A 15,966-nucleotide genomic window follows, 5' to 3' on the forward strand; every position below is an offset into this window, starting at 1 on the left:
CTGTTTCCAGAAGGTGAACCCATCTTATCGCCTAATCCGGGGCGAGTGGTTGCGAATGAAAGGTCAAATTCAATTCTTTAAGCAATAACTCACCCCGTGTACTCTATATGGAGAGCAGTTATTTCATCAGGTGAATATTTTGAGCAACCCACTACAACTGGATCGTACCGACAGACGGATTCTGGAACTGATGCAGCGCCACGGCCGCATCAGCAACCTGGAGCTGGCCGAACGGATCGGGCTGTCGCCCTCGCCCTGCTCCCGCCGGGTCAAGGCGCTGGAAGAAGCCGGCCTTATCGCCGATCACGTCACCCTGCTTAACGCCAACAAGCTGGGCCTGAGTCTGCTGGCCTACATTCATATCTCGCTGGACCGGCACACGCCCGAGCGGTTCGAAAGCTTCGATGCGGCCATCAACGGCTTTTCCGAGGTGCTGGAATGCGATCTGATCACCGGCACCGAGGCCGATTATCAACTCAAGGTGATAGTGCGCGACATGGAACACTACCAGCAGTTTCTGCTGGGCAAGCTGACCCGGCTGGATGGCGTGACCGGGGTACGATCCAGCTTCGTGCTGCGCCGTATCAAGCACGAAACCGCCCTGCCGCTGGAGCATCTGGGGTAAATAAGAGCGGTCTGAAATCTGCCCCAAGCCGGATAGTCAGCTCGCCGATACATTCTTCAGCCGCAGCAGGCCATCGGCACGTTTCACCAGCAACGCCAGTTCCTGCTTCAGCAGCTGGCTGAATTCCTCGGTCGCCCGGGAGCGCGCCCGGTGGGCCGGATACAACAGATGATAGGAAAACGACACCCAGGGCTCGAAGGGGCGAAACACAAGGTTGGCAGACGAAAAATGCAGGGCGGTAATCGGGTCGACCAGCGCCACTCCCGAGCCGGCATCAACAAAGGAGCAGGCCACGTGCGACAGCTGGGTATCGAACACCAGCTGTCGGCTGACCCTGGCCTGTTCAAACGCTTCGTCCACCTTGTAACGCACGCTCTGCTCCGGCCCCAGTGAAATAAACGGCTGATCCCGCAAATCTTCCGGCACTATGACCTGCTTTTCTGCCAGCGGGTGACTCGCCGGCAAGGCACAGACCAGGGCCGCCTCCCCCAATACCTCCACCGCCAGCGCCGGATCGGCCACATTGATGGCGCCGATACCGACATCGAAATGCTGGGTCGCAATCCAGTCGGCCACCTGCTGGGAGCTGCGCACCTGCAGCGTCAGATTCACCCCCTGGTGACGCTGGCTGAACTGCTGCATCACCCGGGGCAGAAAACCCAGCGCAATGGCCGGCATGGCCGCCACCTTGAGGCTGCCACGCTGAAAGTCGCGCAGCTCTTCCGCCATGTTCGCCAGCCGGTCGATACCGATGAAAGAGCGTTCCACCTCTTCGAACAGCAACAAGGCTTCGGGCGTCGGCGCCAGCCGTTTGTGATGACGCTCGAATAGCTTGATCTTTACCGCCGCCTCGAAGTCGTTGAGCAGCCGGCTCACCGCCGGCTGCGAAATATAGAGCAGCTCCGCCGCTCCCGTGGTGGTGCCGGCGATCATTACCGCCCGAAAGGCTTCTACCTGTCGATAACTTAACTTGGCCATGGTCTGTTCCCTGAATACTGCCCTGCCAACAAGATAACATTATGTTATACAAAGGCCACTTAAAACGATTTGTTGTTATCATCTTGTGAATGCAAAATGAACAACAGGTAGACAAGGTGGCAAGCACCGATTTCTGCAGGTGAACCGCACAAGGACAAGAATATGGAAACGGTATTCAAGTACACACTGACGCTGCTGATCACCACGGTGGCCGGTTTTCAGGCCGTACAGGTGATTTCGCGCTACGTGTTTGAAACACCCATGATGGGGCTGGAAGAAATGGCGCTGATCCCCACCATGTGGCTCTACATACTGGGGGCGGTCAACGCTTCTCGCGAAGACACCCAGATCCGCGCCAATGTGCTGGACGTCTTTCTCAAGACCGACAGAGCACGTCACTGGCTGGCGGTGTTCTCCGAAACCATCAGCCTTGCCATCTCCGGCTGGCTGACCTGGTGGGCCTGGGACTACTTCAAGTATGCCAAGCGGGTCTGGAAAGAGAGCCCGACCCTCTACATTCCCACCATCATCTACGAAGCCGCCCTGTTTATGGGCCTGATGGTGATGACCCTCTATGTGGGTTGGCACCTGCTGAAACACCTGCGCACCCTGCTGGCGGGCGGTGAGGCCCACCGGGTCGACACCATTCCCGAACCGGCCGAGGTGACCGAGTTCAAGCTGCTCACGGAAGAACAGAAAGGAGAGAAGTTCCATGGTTGAAATTGCGATTCTGGCCTTTGCCGTATTGGTGATTTTGCTCACCATCGGCGTGCCGCTGCCCTATTGCTTTGGCGCCGGCCTGATGGTGATGAGCCTGGTGGGAGACGCCACCATGAAAGGCACCATGCTGTGGGGCTTTAATCAGCTGGCCACCCCGGTGCTACTGGCGGTGCCCCTGTTCGTGTTTGCCGGTACCCTGATGAGTGTCAGCGGCATCGCCGGCAGTCTGCTCAAGTTCGTCAACCTGTTCGTCGGCCGCATTCGTGGCGGTCTGGGCGTGGTGGCGTCGGTCAGTTGCGCCATTATCGGCGCCATTTCCGGCAGTGGCCTCACCGGCATCGCCGCCATCGGACCGCTGCTGATCCCGGAGATGGAGCGTCAGGGCTATCCCCGCGCCTACGCCACCGCACTGATTGCCAACTCGTCCATTCTGGGCCTGCTTATCCCGCCCAGCGTCACCATGATCGTCTACGGCTGGGTTACCGAAACCTCGATTCTGGCCAGCTTCCTCGCCACCCTGGGGCCGGGCCTGCTGATCATGTTCAACTTCGCTCTGGTCAACCTGTTCATGGCCCGCAAGTTCCCGCTGGTGCTGGACGATCCCAAGCCCTTCAACGAAGCCATTCGCGAAGGCGCCGCCCGCACCGTACACGCCCTGCCGGCGCTGCTGATGCCCGTAATAATACTGGGCGGCATCTACGGCGGCATCATGACCCCCACCGAGGCCGCGGCCATCGCCGTTATCTATGCCATTCCGGTGGGGTTCATGATCTACAAGGGTCTGACCTGGCGCACCTTTATCGAGTCCGGCAAGGAGTCCGCCACCGCGGTTGGCGCCATCCTGATCATGGTGCTGTTCAGCCTGATGCTGAGTCAGATCTATGTGATGGAAGACATTCCCCAGGCGCTGGTGGATGCCATCTTCGACATCACCACCGACAAGGTGCTGCTGCTGATCATGGTCAACCTGTTCCTGTTCCTGATTGGCATGGTGGTCAACGACGTCACCGCCATCATACTCACGGCGCCGCTCCTGCTGCCGCTGATGTCGGCCCTGGGTGTCACCCCCATCCAGTTTGCCGCCATCATGGGCGTCAACACCGCCATGGGGGGCGTGACCCCGCCCTATGCCAGCATCCTTTACATGGGTGCGCGCATCGGCAAGGTGCCGTTCACCCAATTGATCAAGCCCGCCATGATACTGCTGCTGTTCGGCTACCTGCCGGTAGTGGTGCTGGTCTCGGTATGGCCGGATCTGTCTGAATATATACCAGCCCTGTTTGGCTACTGATCCTCAAGGAGAACACCATGAAAAAACGGATTGAATACACCACCCTGGCCAAGAGCCTGCTGTTGTCGCTGACCCTGGCCAGCACCGTCGCCGAGGCGGCCACCCTCAAGATTTCCCACGTGCGGCCCCAGGGTACCGCCATCGACCAGGACGTGCGTCAGCTGTCCGACGAGCTGAAGGCCGCCACCGATGGCGATCTCAAGCTCAAGGTCTATCCGGCCAACGCCCTCGGCGACTATACGGTGGTACAGGAGCGGGTCAGTCTGGGCGCCATCGATATGGCGGTGCAGCCGCCTTCTGCCGGTGCCGACAAGCGCTTTCAGGTGATCTACATGCCTTACATGGTGAAAAACTGGACCGATGCCCGCGAGGCCTACACCCCGGGCTCACCGCTGCGCAACACCATCAACGATCTGTATCAGGCGCAGGACATCAAGGTACTGGCCGCCTGGCCGGTGTACTTCGGCGGTATCGCCCTCAACCGGGACGTGGAACAGGTCGCCGATCCGAGCCATGACAAGGGCGTGAAGCTGCGGGTGCCGCCGATGAAGTCGTTCCAGCTGCTGGCCGACAACACCGGCTTTATCGGCTCGCCCCTGCCTTTCTCAGAAGCCTTTACCGCGGTACAGACCGGGGTAGTAGACGGCGTTATGGGCTCGGGTGCCGAAGGCTACTACGCCTCCTTCCGCGACGTCACCAAGTCCTATGTGCCGCTCAACACCCACTTCGAAGTGTGGTTCCTGCAGATCAACGCCGAACGCTATGCGGATTTGGATGATGCCGAGCGCGCCACCCTGGATCAGGCCGCCCAGGCCTTTGAACAGCGTCGCTGGGACTCCGCTCAGGCCGATCAGTCCGCCTACGAGCAGCGTCTGGCCGATGCCGGGGCCAACATCGTTGCGGTGACCGATGCCGATATCGACGCCTATGCCGATGTGGCCCGTGAGCAAATCTGGCCCGAGATCATGAAAGATATCGGCACCGACTGGGCCGAGCAGGTTCTGGCGCAATTCAAGTAAATCCATCGGGCCCGCTCGGGCCCGATTTCCTCATTTTGCCAAAGGAGAACATGATGTCGGTTCGCAACCATGCCAGCCGCAACGAGACCGATGTGGCCATCATCGGCGGCGGTCTGGTGGGCATGTCCCTGGCCTACGGCCTGTTGCGCCAGGGCAAAAGGGTCACCGTCTTCGACGAAGGCGATCAGGCGCTGCGGGCCTCTCGCGGCAACTTCGGTCTGGTCTGGGTACAGGGCAAGGGCGACACCTGCCCCGAGTATGCCCGGCTGTCCCGGCTGTCGGCCAGGCTCTGGCCGGAGCTTGCCGCCAACCTGCAACAGGATACCGGCATCGATATCGAGCTGCAGCAAGGCGGCGGCCTCTATGTCTGCCTCGACCAGCAAAGCCTGCAGCAGCGGGCCGACATGCTGGCCAAGATGCAGCAGGACGCCGATGGCGACTACCCGTTCGAGGTGCTGAACGCCGAACAGGCGCGGGCAAAAGAACCGGCGCTGGGGCCCGATATCGCCGGTGCCACCTGGTCACCGATGGACGGCCACCTCAATCCGCTGCTGTTATTCCGGGCCCTGCATCAGGCCTTTGAACTGCATGGTGGAAACCTGGTCAACGGCCAGCCGGTGCAGCAGATCCAGCCCCGGCAACAGGGCGGTTTCGACATCATACTGGATGGTCACCGCCTGCAGGCCGGCAAGGTAATACTGGCCGCCGGCCTCGGCAACAAGGCGCTGGCGCCGCAACTGGGCCTGCATGCGCCGGTTGAGCCCAACCGGGGGCAGGTGCTGATTACCGAGCGACTCAAGCACTTTATCAGCTACCCCACCGGCCATGTGCGCCAGACCGGCGAAGGCACGGTGCAGCTGGGAGACTCCAAGGAAGACGTGGGCCTGGATACCGGCACCACCGCCGAGGAGCTCGGCAAGATTGCCGCCCGCGCCATCCGCATGTATCCGGTGCTGGAAAAAGTACGATTGATCCGCTCCTGGGGCGCCCTGCGGGTAATGACCCCGGACGGCTACCCCATCTATCAACAGTCGGCCCAATACCCCGGCGCCTTTGTGGTGACCTGCCACAGCGGTGTGACCCTGGGTGCCGTGCATGCCGGCCCTCTGGTCGACTGGCTGCTGGGCAAAGACACAGACATTCCCCTGGAGGCGTTCAGTGCAGACCGATTCCCCCTTTAACCGACTGGCCACGGCACCCGCCGGGTCTGTCACCCTGGAAATCGACGGCAAGCCCTTTACCGCCCGCGAGGGTGATTCGGTCGCCGCCGCCCTGCTGGCCGCCGGTGCCGTGCCGTCGCGCACCACGCCGGTGTCTGCCAGCCCTCGCGCCCCCTACTGCATGATGGGGGTCTGTTTCGAATGCCTGGTAGAAGTCGATGGCCTGGCCAACGTACAGGGCTGCATGGTGCAGGTGACCGACGGCATGAAAATTCGCCGCCAATCGGGGGCCCGAGAGCTGACAGAGGGAGACTTCCATGAAGCAGTATGATCTGGTGATCGTCGGTGCCGGCCCGGCGGGCATGGCGGCGGCCACCGCCGCCGCCGAGCAGGGCCTGACCGTCGCCGTACTGGACGAACAAGCCGCTCCCGGTGGCCAGATATACCGCGCCATCTCGGCGCCCGCGCCGCAGGATGAACGCATACTGGGGCCGGACTACTACCATGGCCGCCAGCTGCTGGCGCCATTCAACCAGGCCGGGATAGACTACATTCCGTCCGCCACCGTGTGGGAAATCACCCGCGAGCGGGAAGTCCGGCTATCGGCGCAGGGTCAGGCCCGCACCCTGCAGGCGGGCAAAATACTGCTGGCCACCGGCGCCCAGGAGCGTCCTGTGCCTTTCCCCGGCTGGCAGTTGCCCGGCGTGATGAGCTGCGGCGCCGCCCAGATCATGCTCAAGACCAGCGGCCTGACGCCGCCAGCCCCCCTGGTGCTGGCCGGCAGCGGCCCGCTGTTGCTGCTGATAGCGCTGCAACTGCACCGGGCCGGGGTCGAGATTGCAGCCGTGCTCGACACCACCCCCAGAGACAACTATCTCAAGGCCGGCCGTCATGTCGGCGGCGCCCTGCGTGGCTGGAAGATGCTGCTCAAGGGGCTCGATTACATGGCCCGACTCAAGGGCTCCGGCGTGCCCTGCCTGAATAGAGTGAGCGGACTAAAGGCCGAAGCCGGAGAGCACGGCAAGCTGGCTCGAGTACGCTTTACCCACAAGGGCAAGGAACAGACGCTGAACGCCACCAGCCTGCTGGTGCACCAGGGCGTGGTACCCAACGTGCAGTTGAGCCGGGCCATCGGCATCGACCACCAGTGGGACGAACAACAGCTATGCTGGCGCCCTCGTACCGATAGCTGGGGAGAAACCGATATTCCGGGTATCTTCATCGCCGGTGACGGCGCCGGTATCGGTGGTGCCGTGGCCGCCGAACAGGCCGGTCGCCTGGCCGTATGGCAAATTTCTCATCAACTGGGCAGACAAAACCCGAGTGAGCGGGATCGGTTGGCCACACCGGTGCGCCGCACCCTGGCCCCGATCATGGCGATTCGCCCCTTCCTCGATGTGCTCTACCAACCCGCCGCAGAGTTTCTCACGCCGGCCGACGAAACCCTGGTGTGCCGCTGCGAAGAGGTCACCGCCGGTGATATTCGTCGCTTTGTCCGGCAGGGCTGCACCGGCCCCAACCAGACCAAGGCCTTCAGCCGGGTCGGCATGGGCCCCTGCCAGGGTCGGATGTGCGGCCTGACGGTGGCGCAGATTATCGCCGATACCCGCCAGACCACCCCGGCCGAAGTGGGCTATTACCGTATTCGCTCGCCCATCAAGCCGCTGACCCTGCAGGAACTGGCCACCCTGGGCGATAACGACTCGAAATAAGCCAACGAATACCACCCAACGCAACACCGGCCGCCGAGCCTCAAGTTCGGCGGCTGCAACCCTTTCTGGAGACACCATGACCCTAGTACGCCATCACACCAGCGAGCGCATGAGCCGCACCGTCATTCACAACAACACCGTTTACCTCTGCGGCCAGGTGGCCGAAGACCGTACTCAAGGCATCGCCGAACAGACCCGTACCATGCTGGCCAAGGTCGACGCCCTGCTGGCCGAAGTCGGCAGCAGCAACCAGCACCTGCTGAGTGCCACCATCTATGTGAAGGACATGAGTCTGTTCGCCGACATGAACCGAGTATGGGACGCCTGGGTGCCCGCCGGGCACGCCCCGGCCCGCGCCTGTGTGGAAGCCGCCATGGCCAGCCCCGAACTGCTGGTTGAAATCTCGGTCATCGCCGCCATTCCCGAAGCCTGATCTCCCTGCCAGGATCCGGTATATAAAAAAACCGGCCCGAGTGGGCCGGCAAAGTAGTGCCTGGAGACGTACTTCCATCAAGCCAGTCCGTGCAACTCCTTCCAGTTGCCCGGATGAACCACATAACCGAACAGGGCATGGCCGCCATACACCAGCTCGGTACCTTCGGGAATCCACAGCATCTGGCCGGGGCGAACCTCGTGTTTCCTGCCGTTGGCGGTCAGTTCGAAGCAGCCTTCAATCACGAACACCACTTCGTCATACAGCACGGTCCAGGCCACTTCGGCCCCTTCCCAGCGGGCAAAACCCACCCCGATGTTCGGGGAGATCTCGGGGCTCAGCGCCCGGGCCACATAGGCGGCACCCGGCGGACCGCCACGAAAACTGAAATCCAGCTCCTTGCTGTCGATAACTCTGACTTCACTCATAATTCGCTCCGACTTTGCCATTTGGCCAGGGCAATACGACTTCTTACCCCCAGCCCCAGAAAAGGTTCGGGCGGGTTGAGACTGGGTATGCCGGTCACTTGCTGAATGTCATGCAGTTGGGCGGAGTCTGCCCCCACCGCCAAATCGGCCAGCAGAGTGCCGGAAATGGTGCCCCAAGCCGCCCCCACGCCGTTGTCACAGGCGCTGGCATACACGCCATCTTCCAACTGCCCGAAGAAATTGGTGAAATTACGGGAGATGGCATACACCCCGCCCCAGGTATGGGTGAACGGCACCTCGGCCAGATCCGGATAACGGGCCAGAAATGCCTGGCGATGATCGGCCTGAATGCGCTGGCGCATGCCGTCATTGGTACTGCCGCCATATTGAGGCACATGCTTGTAGCTGTTGCGGATCAGAATGCGCCGGTCGGCGGTCATACGCAGCGTGGTGCCCGCATGATCGGCCGGGGTCAGCCCCCAGTTCAGCTTGCCGCCATAGCGTGCCAGTTCGGCGTCGGTCAGCGGACGGGTCCAGCTGGCAAAGGTCATCACCGGCAACAGCCGGTTTTTGAGGTAACCGAACTCGCGGGTGAAGATACTGGTGCCCAGCAGCACTTTCGGCGCCTGAATTTCGCCGTCGTCACCGCGCAGACACCAATGGCCATTCTCTCGCTGCAAAGAGCGGATCGGCGACTGCTCCAACAGCTCGACATTGTCCGGCAGATGGTCGGCCATGCCACGCACCAGCGCCGCCGGCTGCATCAGATACCCCCCGGGGGTATAGATGGCGCGCCGGTAATAAGAAGTACCCAGCACCGCGCTCAGCTCGCTATGATCCACCTTGCGGTAGGGTTCGCCCAGATCTTTCATCAGGTGCTCGAAGTGATCGAGAAAGGCCTCGCCCCGCTCGCCCACCGCGCCCTGATATTTGCCGACCGCCGACCACTGGCAGTCGATGCCGTGGCGCTGCACCAGACTATCCAGCTGGGCGATGGCAGAGCGGTTCAGCCCCAGCAGCTTCTGCTTGTGGGCCGGGTCCGGATGCTCCAGTGCAAACTTGTGCGGCAGATCGATGACAAAGCCGGAATTACGGCCGGAGGCGCCTTCGGCCGCCCGCTGGGCATCCACCAGCACGATGCGCGCCTGTGGGTGATGTTCGGCAAGCCGGCGAGCCGCCGCCAGGCCGGCAAAGCCGGCGCCCAGCACCGCATAGTCGGCTTTCTGCACGCCCTTGAGCCGGGTGACCGGCGCGGCCGGAGGCAGAGCCTGATACCAGCCGCAGCTGTGGTCATCCTTGGGTAAGTTGATCATCTTCTGTTCCTCAGGCCGCGTGGCGATTTGTGGTCAGGTGTTCCAGCCACTGGCTGCGCTGGCCCTGCAAGCTGCTGCCCAACAGGGCAAAACCGGTCAGTTCGCCGGCGGGGTTGTAGAAACCGGCCGCCAGTTCCTGGCCACTGCCTTCTATGCGCCACTCACCTTCGCCACCGGCCGGCATCACCGACAAGGGCAGCACCGGCGTCTTGACCAGCACCGGGGCCGGCTTGAGCACCGCCGGGGTCAGGGTACCGAGCAGGCTGTTGACCAGCGCCGGCATGGCCTGGTTGATGGGCGCGATATAGGGCGCCCACTGGCCCTCAACCTCGGCACAGTCACCCAGGGCAAAAATAGCGGGATCCGAGGTCTGATGGCAGATGTCGACACTGATGCCGCGCCCGGTGGCCAGTCCGGCGGCATGGGCCAGACCGGCACTGGGTCGCAGGCCCACGGCACTCAGCACCAGATCGGTGTTCAGCACCCGGCCGCTTTGCAGTTGCAGACAATAACCTTCGCCCTCACGATCGATGCGGCCGATGCTGTCTTGCAGCGCCCAGTCCACACCCAGCCCCGTCAGCGCCTGTTGCAACGCCTCACCCAGCGGTTGCGGGATCAGTCGCTCCATCGGCCACTGGCCCAGACCCACTACCGTTACCGCCACGCCCTGCGCAGCCAGATCGTTGGCAAACTCGCAGCCGATCAGGCCATCGCCCAGAATGGTGACGTGACGCTTGCCGGTCAGTTGCCGGCGGAAGCGACGGTAATCAACCAGATCGTTGACGCTGATCATCGCCTCCTGGGCGCCCTTCACCGGGATCACGATGGGCGAGGCGCCGGTGGCCAGCACCAGACGACCGTAGGGATAAACGCCGATATTGGTGTGCAGCTGCTTGTTGTCGCGATCGATTTTTTCGACCCGGGTATGAGGGTAAACCCGCACGCCGAGTCGCTGCTCCCACGCCAGCGCCGGTTCGCTGACCAGGCTGTCGCCATCCTTGCCCAGCGCCAGGGCATTGGACAGGGCCGGCTTGCTGTACAGGGCGCCGTCATCGGCAGTAAACAGGGTAATGGGCAGATGCGGTGACTGGGCACGCAACGCCGCCGCCAGCTGATAGCCGCCGTGACCGGTACCGATGATCACCACCGGTTCAACCGCAGCGTCGGTCAGCGGCGTGCTGATCTCGGCCACGACCGCCAGCGGAGCCGGCTCTTCGTCGGTGATCTCGAGCATCTCGAAATCGGCCTTGCCGACCAGGCAGTCGGGGCAAAGCCAGTCATCCGGCACATCTTCCCAGGCAGTACCCGGGGCAATGCCGTCGGCGGGCCAGCCTTTGGCCTCGTCGTAAATCAGTCCGCAGATGATGCATAACCACTTTTTCATCTTGTTTCTCCCCACTACCCTGTTTACTGCTAAATAGCGGTTGTTACACCGCACTCGATTGAACAGAGGTCAGGTTGCGATAAGCAGACCCTCCGCGTCAGGGACGACGCGGCGGAGCCCCCATGGATGGGTTTATGGCGCGTCTGCGTTCGCTGCTGACTTCTGGCGTGCGATGAAGCTCGCTATTTATTACTTAACCCTGACTCAGACGAATGCCGATGTTGCGGGTCTGAACATAGCTGTAGATGGCTTCCTGTCCCTTTTCGCGACCGAAACCCGACAGACCCACGCCGCCGAACGGCGTTTCGATGCCGCCGGCAAACCATTCGTTGATGAACACCTGGCCGCCGCGCAGCCGGTTGGCGATGCGCAGGGTCTGGCTCAGGCCTTCACCAAACACTCCGGCCACCAGACCGAAGTCGGTGCCGTTGGCCAGCGCCACGGCGTCGTCTTCGCTGTCGAAGGGCATGATCACCAGCACGGGACCGAACACTTCTTCCCGGGCTATGGTCATCTCGGGGGTCGCCTCGATTACCGTCGGCGCCACAAAGTAGCCGGACAAGTCCGGTGCCGCGCCGCCGGCAAGAATGTTGGCGCCTTCGGCCCGAGCCTGTTCGATCATCGCCAGCACCCGCTGTTGCTGATCCTGTGACACCACCGGCGTCAGATCCGGGTTGGCTTCGCCCTGCCCTATGGTCAGGCTCTCGGCCAGCGCCACCACGGCGGCTTTCACTTCTTCATAGCGATCGCGCTGCACCAGCAGCCGCGACATGGCCGAGCACACCTGACCGGCGTTGAAGAAGATGCCGACCTTCACACTGGCCAGCAGGGTGTCGAGGTTGACATCCTTGAGCGCAATGGCGGCGGACTTGCCGCCCAGCTCCATCACCGAGGGGGTGGCGCGCTCGGCCGCATCCTTGAGAATGCGCTGACCGGTAGGCACAGAGCCGGTGAACACTATCTGGTTGGTGTCCTGATGCCTGACCAGGTGGCTGCCCACTTCCGAACCCTTGCCGCAAAGCAGGTTGACCGCCCCTTTCGGGAAACCGGCCTGTTCGATGGCCTGAACCAGCAGGGTCATTGCCAGCGGAGAAATCTCCGGCGACTTGATCACCACCGCATTGCCGGCCGCCAGCGCCGGGGCCAGCGAACGGGCGCAGATGGACACCGGAAAGTTCCAGGGCACGATTTGTACCGACACACCGAAGGGCACGTACTGGGTGAAATCCATGTAGTCCTTGCCCAGCGGCACCGAAATGCCCTCAATCTTGTCGGCCATGCCGGCGTAATATTCGAAGTAACGGGCCGCTTCCAGAAACTCGTCGCGGGCGTCATTCAGGCTCTTGCCGTTTTCGCGGCAGGCCACCAGGCCGCCGTCGTCGGCGATGGCACGAATGGCATCGGCAGCCTTCAGCATCCAGCTGGTGCGCTGGGCCGGACGGACGTCGCTCAGGGCGCCGCTGTCGGCACAGCGGCGGGCGGCGGCCATGGCCGAATCCGCATCCTCAATGCTCGCCTGGGCAACGGTGGCATAGACTTCACCGGTGCCGGGATTCATGACGGTGAGTTGGCGGGACGCATCCCGCCATTCGCCATCGATATAGTTGAGATAATGCTGCATTGATTATGCCTCCAGCGCCGCTTTGGTTTGGGTGGCCAGCCATTTCTGGAAGAAGTGGGTCGGCAGGTCCATTTCGGGAGAGAAGACGCCGCCGCCGAAACCGGGGGAATGACGGCCCTTCTGCATGCCTTCTACCGCACCGATGTCTTCGCTGAACACCACTCGCCAGGATTCCAGGGTGGCGGTGCGGCAGGCGGCGTATTCATCTTTCAACGCTTCATCACCCACGTAGTAGAGGCGCAGGTTTTCCACGGTCTTTTCCGCATGAATGGGGTCAATCATCATGGCGAAGGCGTGGTCGGCCTGAATGCCGAGCAATACGTTGGGGAACAAGGCCACATATTCGGCGTGGCGCAGCTTGTCGGCCGGCCAGCTCGGGAACTTGGGCAGGTGGGTACCGGCGGTGTCCGACAGGTTGTAGGCGGTGCTGCCCTGACCGGCGAAGCGGTCGTCAAACATGATGTTGTAGTGATCTTCCAGCTTGGAATAGGTATTCAGGCTGGGGTGCACCCAGGGCAGATGATAGGCTTCACAGTAGTTTTCTACCGTCAGCTTCCAGTTGCTCGCCACTTCAATTTCCAGGTGGCCACCCATGTTGACCCGGCGCAGCAGGCCCATGCCGTCGTTGCCCAAAAAGGCACTCCAGCGGGATTCCAGCGGCGCTATGTGTTCTTCAAACGAAGGCGCATCGCCGGACAGGTTAACGAATACCATGTCCATCCAGATGGCGGAGCGCAGCGCCTTGAGGCCGTGCTTTTCGCACTTGAAGCGATCGTCCTTGTGCTTGGCGATGCCGCCCACGTGCGGCGTGCCCTTGAGGTTGCCGTTCAAATCGTAGGTCCAGGAGTGGTAGGGGCAGCGGATCATGCCCTGCACTTCACCGGCTTCGTGCACCAGTTGCATGCCGCGGTGGCTGCAGACGTTGTGGAACACCTGCACTTCGCCGTCCTTGTTGCGCATCATCAGCAGCGGCAGATCCATAAAGCTGACCGGTTTGACGTAGCCGTTCTTGACCAGGTCGGAGGCAAAGCCGACACAGGCCCAGGTTTTACCGATCACCTGATCCCGCTCGAAGGCGAAATATTCCTGGCTGGTGTAGGCGGTGTTCGGCATGCCGCTGGCTTCGGTGATCGGATTCAGCACGCTTTCTACCTGCCGAATTGGAATGATGGTCTGGTTGGCATTGCTCATTGTGGTTTCTCCCATGGTAACGCAGTGCTCCCTGCGCTGAAGTTGGCAACGGGCACTCTGGGTGCCGATGGGGAGGATTCTCGTTAACACATGAGCAACAAACAAACGACTTTTTAGCCGGGTATGGATGAGCTTTTGTCATCCGAGCTCCAGTTGATTCCAATTCCTTAATAAGCCTTATAAATGCAGGGATTTTCATTACCAAATCTCACCGATGGATGAGAAAAAATCAGTTGAGCGTGATATCACATCGCCCTAACCTCCCACACCAAGTTAACAATTGGTTAACCATTGAGCGTATTACGCAGAGGGAGGAGTTATGCGTGCTACATCCGGGATTCTGAAGGGATTGAACCCCACCGTGACCATTGCCTCCAAGGTACTGGTCATTGGGTTTGTGTTGTTCTGTGCAATTCTGGCCAATCAGGCCGGACAATATTTCGAAACCATCTCCGGTGTTTTATTACAAAACATGAAGTGGTTTTACCTGGGGCTGGTGTCTCTGGTGGTCGGTTTTCTGCTGTACCTGATGGTCAGCCGTTATGGCCATATACGCCTGGGCAAGGACGATGAAAAGCCCGAGTTTCATTACCTGTCATGGATTTCGATGCTGTTTTCGGGCGGCATGGGCATCGGGCTGATTTTCTGGTCGGTGGCCGAGCCGATGTGGCATTACGCCGACAACCCCTTTACCGAGGGGCTCAGCAAAGAAGCCGCGGGCACCGCCATGAAGCTGGCTTTTTTTCACTGGGGCCTGCATCCCTGGTCGGTGTTCATCATCGTCGCGCTGGCGCTGTCTTATTTCTCCTACCGCAAGAATCTGCCCTTTACCCTGAGATCCATTCTTTACCCCCTGATTGGTGATCGCATCTATGGCCCCATCGGCCACGCGGTAGACATTCTGACCGTGGCCATTACCGCCTTCGGCATTTCCCAGACCCTGGGGATGGGTGTGATTCAGATCAATACCGGCCTGAACCTGGTGTTTGGCACCGGTATCAGCCTGGGTGTACAGCTGTTGATCATAGTGGTGCTCTGTACCTGTGCGGTGGCGTCGGTGCTGTCGGGCGTAGGCAAGGGCATTCGCCGCCTGTCGGAATGGAACATGCTGCTGTCGCTGCTGCTGGTGTTGATCGTGCTGTATGTGGGCCCCACCCGCTATATTCTCAACACCCTGCTCGAAAGTACCGGCAGCTATGCCCAGAACATCGTTGGCATGAGCTTCTGGAGCGACGCCCAGAATGACTCGGGCTGGCAGAACTGGTGGACGGCCTATTACTGGCCCTGGTGGATGACCTGGGCACCCTTTGTCGGCATGTTTGTGGCCCGTATTTCCAAGGGACGCACCATTCGCGAACTGATCGGCGGCGCCCTGATCGTGCCCACCCTGATCACCTTTTTGTGGATGTCGGTGTTCGGCGGCGCCGCGCTCAAAATAGAGCAGGATACCCGTATCGCCTATGAACAGCAGGCGGTGGTGCTGGCTGAAGCCGGTGAACCGGCGCAAGCCCCCTTTGCCGGCGGCCCCATACTGGAAGCCACCAAGGCCGACACTACCAAGGCACTGTTCACCCTGTTCGAGAACCTCGATACGGGCGGCATGGGCAAGCTGCTGAGCGTGCTGGCGTGTCTGCTGCTGGGCACCTATTTCATCACCTCGGCCGACTCCGGCACCCTGGTGCTTTGCACCCTGGATGCGGCCGGGGCCAGTGAGCCACCGACCTCCATCCGGATACTGTGGGGCGTCATGATCGCCTTGATCGCCGGCGTGCTGCTCTATGCGGGTGGTCTCAAGGCCATGCAGACCGCGTCCATCATTGCCGGCTTTCCCATCGCCATCTTTATTGCGGTGATGACGCTGACCCTGTTCCACAGCATTCGCCGCGAACCCAAGCCCTGGGCCATGCTGCCGGATCATGTGCGGCCGGAAGCGGCCAAGCTGGACGGCCCGGTCAATCCGTTAACCGAAACCGTGACGGAATCACCCTCTGTTCAGCCACCGGCTGCCGGCTGGGAAGCCGAGCCCATACTCGACAAGTAACTGCTCTTGACAAAAAAAGCCGGGTTCACCCGGCTTTTTTCTATTCTGCA

The 15,966-nt window shown here is 61.3% G+C and carries 15 protein-coding genes; 9 read left to right on the top strand and 6 right to left on the bottom strand.

What is annotated here, in order from left to right:
• Positions 1-139: 139 nt before the first annotated feature.
• On the top strand, positions 140-625 hold the full coding sequence (locus ABD827_RS13905) for an Lrp/AsnC family transcriptional regulator (protein ID WP_298716852.1): 486 nt from the start codon (positions 140-142) through the stop codon (positions 623-625).
• Positions 626-661: 36 nt separating this feature from the next.
• On the opposite strand, the gene ABD827_RS13910 is transcribed toward ABD827_RS13905, so the two are convergent.
• A complete protein-coding gene (locus ABD827_RS13910) occupies positions 662-1,603 on the bottom strand; it encodes a LysR family transcriptional regulator (RefSeq protein ID WP_344965290.1) in 942 nt (313 codons plus the stop codon).
• A gap of 162 nt (positions 1,604-1,765) precedes the next feature.
• Between ABD827_RS13910 and ABD827_RS13915 the strand changes: the two genes are divergently transcribed.
• From ABD827_RS13915 to ABD827_RS13945, 7 genes are all read left to right on the top strand, one after another.
• Entirely contained in the window at positions 1,766-2,323 is a 558-nt protein-coding gene (locus tag ABD827_RS13915) for a TRAP transporter small permease (protein ID WP_344965291.1), read from the top strand.
• Entirely contained in the window at positions 2,316-3,614 is a 1,299-nt protein-coding gene (locus tag ABD827_RS13920; RefSeq protein ID WP_344965292.1) for a TRAP transporter large permease, read from the top strand. Before ABD827_RS13915 ends, ABD827_RS13920 begins: the two co-directional genes overlap by 8 nt.
• Before the next feature lie 17 nt (positions 3,615-3,631).
• Positions 3,632-4,633, top strand: coding sequence for a TRAP transporter substrate-binding protein DctP (gene dctP, locus ABD827_RS13925; RefSeq protein WP_344965293.1), 1,002 nt, complete (start codon positions 3,632-3,634; stop codon positions 4,631-4,633).
• A 50-nt stretch (positions 4,634-4,683) separates the two neighbouring features.
• Entirely contained in the window at positions 4,684-5,814 is a 1,131-nt protein-coding gene (locus ABD827_RS13930; RefSeq protein ID WP_344965294.1) for an NAD(P)/FAD-dependent oxidoreductase, read from the top strand.
• Positions 5,792-6,124, top strand: coding sequence for a (2Fe-2S)-binding protein (locus ABD827_RS13935; protein ID WP_344965295.1), 333 nt, complete (start codon positions 5,792-5,794; stop codon positions 6,122-6,124). Before ABD827_RS13930 ends, ABD827_RS13935 begins: the two co-directional genes overlap by 23 nt.
• Complete coding sequence (locus ABD827_RS13940) at positions 6,111-7,505, top strand: FAD/NAD(P)-dependent oxidoreductase (RefSeq protein WP_344965296.1); 1,395 nt, start codon at positions 6,111-6,113, stop codon at positions 7,503-7,505. The genes ABD827_RS13935 and ABD827_RS13940 overlap by 14 nt, the downstream gene beginning before the upstream one ends.
• Before the next feature lie 76 nt (positions 7,506-7,581).
• On the top strand, positions 7,582-7,938 hold the full coding sequence (locus ABD827_RS13945) for a RidA family protein (protein WP_344965297.1): 357 nt from the start codon (positions 7,582-7,584) through the stop codon (positions 7,936-7,938).
• Between the two features lie 77 nt (positions 7,939-8,015).
• Here the strand turns inward: ABD827_RS13945 and ABD827_RS13950 are convergent, their stop codons facing one another.
• The 5 genes from ABD827_RS13950 to ABD827_RS13975 all read right to left on the bottom strand — a co-directional run bounded on the left by ABD827_RS13950 (position 8,016) and on the right by ABD827_RS13975 (position 13,890).
• A complete protein-coding gene (locus ABD827_RS13950) occupies positions 8,016-8,366 on the bottom strand; it encodes a cupin domain-containing protein (protein ID WP_344965299.1) in 351 nt (116 codons plus the stop codon).
• Positions 8,363-9,679 carry an NAD(P)/FAD-dependent oxidoreductase gene (locus ABD827_RS13955; RefSeq protein ID WP_344965300.1) on the bottom strand — a complete coding sequence of 439 codons (1,317 nt, stop codon included), beginning with the start codon at positions 9,677-9,679 and terminating at the stop codon, positions 8,363-8,365. Before ABD827_RS13955 ends, ABD827_RS13950 begins: the two co-directional genes overlap by 4 nt.
• Positions 9,680-9,689: 10 nt before the next feature.
• A complete protein-coding gene (locus ABD827_RS13960) occupies positions 9,690-11,063 on the bottom strand; it encodes an FAD-dependent oxidoreductase (protein WP_425568005.1) in 1,374 nt (457 codons plus the stop codon).
• Positions 11,064-11,256: 193 nt separating this feature from the next.
• Positions 11,257-12,684 (bottom strand): aldehyde dehydrogenase family protein, encoded by a 1,428-nt coding sequence (locus tag ABD827_RS13970; RefSeq protein ID WP_344965301.1) that lies wholly within the window; start codon positions 12,682-12,684, stop codon positions 11,257-11,259.
• Between the two features lie 3 nt (positions 12,685-12,687).
• Positions 12,688-13,890 carry an aromatic ring-hydroxylating oxygenase subunit alpha gene (locus ABD827_RS13975; RefSeq protein ID WP_344965302.1) on the bottom strand — a complete coding sequence of 401 codons (1,203 nt, stop codon included), beginning with the start codon at positions 13,888-13,890 and terminating at the stop codon, positions 12,688-12,690.
• A gap of 304 nt (positions 13,891-14,194) precedes the next feature.
• Between ABD827_RS13975 and ABD827_RS13980 the strand changes: the two genes are divergently transcribed.
• Complete coding sequence (locus ABD827_RS13980; RefSeq protein WP_298716889.1) at positions 14,195-15,916, top strand: BCCT family transporter; 1,722 nt, start codon at positions 14,195-14,197, stop codon at positions 15,914-15,916.
• Positions 15,917-15,966: the final 50 nt, after the last annotated feature.

This window comes from Oceanisphaera sediminis, assembly GCF_039539745.1.
In the GTDB taxonomy this organism is placed as follows: domain Bacteria; phylum Pseudomonadota; class Gammaproteobacteria; order Enterobacterales; family Aeromonadaceae; genus Oceanimonas; species Oceanimonas sediminis.

Bases quoted from the DNA above. Each gene is read 5' to 3' on its own strand.
- ABD827_RS13910 (WP_344965290.1), bottom strand. From the start codon at position 1,603: ATGGCCAAGTTAAGTTATCGACAGGTAGAAGCCTTTCGGGCGGTAATG.
- ABD827_RS13915 (WP_344965291.1), top strand. From the start codon at position 1,766: ATGGAAACGGTATTCAAGTACACACTGACGCTGCTGATCACCACGGTG.
- ABD827_RS13920 (WP_344965292.1), top strand. From the start codon at position 2,316: ATGGTTGAAATTGCGATTCTGGCCTTTGCCGTATTGGTGATTTTGCTC.
- dctP (WP_344965293.1), top strand. From the start codon at position 3,632: ATGAAAAAACGGATTGAATACACCACCCTGGCCAAGAGCCTGCTGTTG.
- ABD827_RS13930 (WP_344965294.1), top strand. From the start codon at position 4,684: ATGATGTCGGTTCGCAACCATGCCAGCCGCAACGAGACCGATGTGGCC.
- ABD827_RS13940 (WP_344965296.1), top strand. From the start codon at position 6,111: ATGAAGCAGTATGATCTGGTGATCGTCGGTGCCGGCCCGGCGGGCATG.
- ABD827_RS13945 (WP_344965297.1), top strand. From the start codon at position 7,582: ATGACCCTAGTACGCCATCACACCAGCGAGCGCATGAGCCGCACCGTC.
- ABD827_RS13950 (WP_344965299.1), bottom strand. From the start codon at position 8,366: ATGAGTGAAGTCAGAGTTATCGACAGCAAGGAGCTGGATTTCAGTTTT.
- ABD827_RS13955 (WP_344965300.1), bottom strand. From the start codon at position 9,679: ATGATCAACTTACCCAAGGATGACCACAGCTGCGGCTGGTATCAGGCT.
- ABD827_RS13960 (WP_425568005.1), bottom strand. From the start codon at position 11,063: ATGAAAAAGTGGTTATGCATCATCTGCGGACTGATTTACGACGAGGCC.
- ABD827_RS13970 (WP_344965301.1), bottom strand. From the start codon at position 12,684: ATGCAGCATTATCTCAACTATATCGATGGCGAATGGCGGGATGCGTCC.
- ABD827_RS13975 (WP_344965302.1), bottom strand. From the start codon at position 13,890: ATGGGAGAAACCACAATGAGCAATGCCAACCAGACCATCATTCCAATT.
- ABD827_RS13980 (WP_298716889.1), top strand. From the start codon at position 14,195: ATGCGTGCTACATCCGGGATTCTGAAGGGATTGAACCCCACCGTGACC.